This is a genomic window from Deinococcus sp. (assembly GCF_030523985.1).
Taxonomy (GTDB): domain Bacteria; phylum Deinococcota; class Deinococci; order Deinococcales; family Deinococcaceae; genus Deinococcus.
Window position 1 is genome coordinate 1 of sequence record NZ_JAUNHK010000191.1, and the last position, 2,325, is coordinate 2,325.

The 2,325-nt window shown below is 66.9% G+C and carries 3 protein-coding genes; 1 reads left to right on the plus strand and 2 read right to left on the minus strand.

The window, feature by feature from the left end:
• Positions 1-321, plus strand: a 321-nt coding sequence (locus tag Q4C89_RS14810; RefSeq protein WP_303103390.1) for an Ohr family peroxiredoxin, incomplete at its 5' end; no start/stop codon positions are given.
• Positions 322-392: 71 nt separating this feature from the next.
• Here Q4C89_RS14810 and gatA read toward each other — a convergent pair.
• Together gatA and Q4C89_RS14820 are read right to left on the minus strand one after the other, a co-directional pair.
• The gene (gatA, locus tag Q4C89_RS14815; RefSeq protein WP_303103391.1) at positions 393-1,841 is read right to left on the minus strand and encodes an Asp-tRNA(Asn)/Glu-tRNA(Gln) amidotransferase subunit GatA; all 1,449 of its coding nucleotides are present in this window, start codon (positions 1,839-1,841) and stop codon (positions 393-395) included.
• Positions 1,842-2,019: 178 nt separating this feature from the next.
• The coding region (locus Q4C89_RS14820; protein WP_303103392.1) for a hypothetical protein at positions 2,020-2,325 on the minus strand (306 nt) is incomplete at its 5' end.

Genomic DNA, 2,325 nt, shown 5'->3' on the forward strand with positions numbered 1-2,325 from the left:
GCCGAGATGGGCGGCGACGGCGGCCCCGGCACCAACCCCGAGCAACTGTTCGCCGCTGGCTACGCCGCCTGCTTTCAGGGCGCACTGGGCGTGGTGGCCCGCCGCCAGAAGGTCGAACTGCCCGCAGACTCCACCATCACCGCCCGCGTGGGCCTGCAAAAGTCGGGACTGGCCTTTGCGCTCGACGTGGAACTCGAAGGCTATTTTCCTGGTATTGAGACAGCCCAGGCCGAAGCACTGATGCACGCCGCCCACGAGGTCTGCCCCTACAGCGTGGCGACGCGGGGCAACGTGGACGTGCGCCTCAAGGTTCGCGGATAAGCCAGGCAGAGAGGAACAGGGAAAGGGCCGGACACCTCAGCGTGCGTCCGGCCCTTTCGTGATGGCGCGACTCAGGGTTGGGGCACTTCCATCTGCACTGCGCCAATGGCTTCCAGGGCACCCGCCAGAGCAATCAGCCGCTCGTCGCCCAGCGCGGGAGCGATGAACTGCACGCCGACGGGCAGGCGCTGGCCCTCCACTTCTTCAAAACCAGCGGGCACGCTCAGCGCAGGGAGGCCCGCCAAATTGATCGCCACGGTGTCCACGTCGGCGGCGTACATGGCGAGGGGGTCGCTGGTCTTTTCGCCGCGCCGGAAGGCCGGGAAGGGACTGGTGGGCGTGACCAGCACGTCGTATTGCCCAAAAGCCTCTGCAAATTCGTCGGCGATCAGGCGGCGGACCTTCATCGCTTTGGAATAGTAGGCGTCGTAGTAGCCGCTGGACAGCGCATAGGTGCCGATCATGATGCGGCGCTGAACTTCCTTGCCAAAGCCCCGTTCGCGGGTCAGGGTCATGCTGCGGATCACGTCGTCGGCAGGCTGGCGCACGCCGTACACCATGCCGTCGAACCGCGCCAGGTTGCTGCTGGCTTCGGGCATTGCAATCAGGTAATAGGTCGCGATGGCGTACTGGAGGGCGGGCAGGCTGACCTCGCCCACCACCGCGCCCGCCCCGCGCAGGGCGTCCAGGGTGTTTTGCAGCGCCGCCTCCACGCCCGCCGTGTTGCCCGCCAGCGACTCGCGGATGACGCCTACGCGCAGGCCACGCAGGGTTTCCGCCCCGCCCACCGCGAACTGAGGCGGCGCGTGCAGGCTGGTGGCGTCGTGGGGGTCGTGGCCCGCGATGACATTCATCAGCAGGGCGAGGTCTTCGGCGCTGCGGGCAAAGGGGCCAATCTGGTCGAGGCTGCTGGCGTAGGCGACCAGACCGTAGCGGCTGACGCGCCCGTAGGTCGGTTTGAACCCGTACACCCCGCACAGCGCGGCTGGCTGGCGCACCGAGCCGCCCGTGTCGCTGCCCAGACTGACTGGCGTGATGCCTGCTGCCACCGCCACCGCGCTCCCGCCGCTGCTGCCGCCTGGCACGCGCTCCCTGTCCCAGGGGTTGAGGGTCGGCTGATAGGCGCTGTTCTCGGTACTTGACCCCATCGCGAATTCGTCCATGTTGGCCTTGCCGAGCACCACTGCGCCCGCATCCAACAGCCGTTGGGCGGCGGTGGCGGTGTAAGGGCTGACATAGTTTTCCAGAATGCGGCTGGCGCAAGTGGTGCGCGTGCCCGTCAAGTTGATGTTGTCCTTGAGGACGATGGGCACGCCTGCCAGCGGCAGGTTTTCGCCGGCCTGCACGCGCCGGGCCACCGCTTCGGCCTGTTGCGCGGCGTGGTCGTTGAGGCTCAGGAGCGCACCGAGGTCGCTCACCGCCTGGGCACGGGCCTGGGCTTCTTGCAAAAGCTGCTGGGGAGAAGTTTCGCCGCTCTGTACAGCGCGGGCAAGCTGGGCGGCAGTCTGAAACGCGGACATATCGCCCGGCAGTCTAGCGGCTACGCTGCCTGGGCACGGCACACTTGTCCGGTTCAGCATCACAGCGCGCCAGAGCAGAGGCAGAACTCCTGCCACCCGAAAATCGTAGTGGCGGGGAACGGTGAGGCGAGATTTCCCCATCGTTCCCCGCCACACCGAGCTGTTCAGACAGTCGAATTTACCTGTCCATCTGCGTCTGGAAGCAGAGTTGGCCCGTCTCCCCCGCCGCCACATTGGTCAGGGTGGTGCTGACGGTGGTGGCACTTCCCGAGTTGGCCGTCGGCTGGGCGGCGCCGTCACCGCGTGTCAGGCTGAGGGTCTCTCCACTGTACACGCCGGTCAGCAAGGTCTGCCCAGCAGTCAGGCTGTCGCGCAGGGTCATGCTGCTCAGCATGATAGCGCTCTGGTTGGTGTAGTTCAGGCAGTATTCCAGGGTGTCGCCCGGTGTACCGTCGGCAGAAGTCCCTGCCGTCCCCCCGCGCGT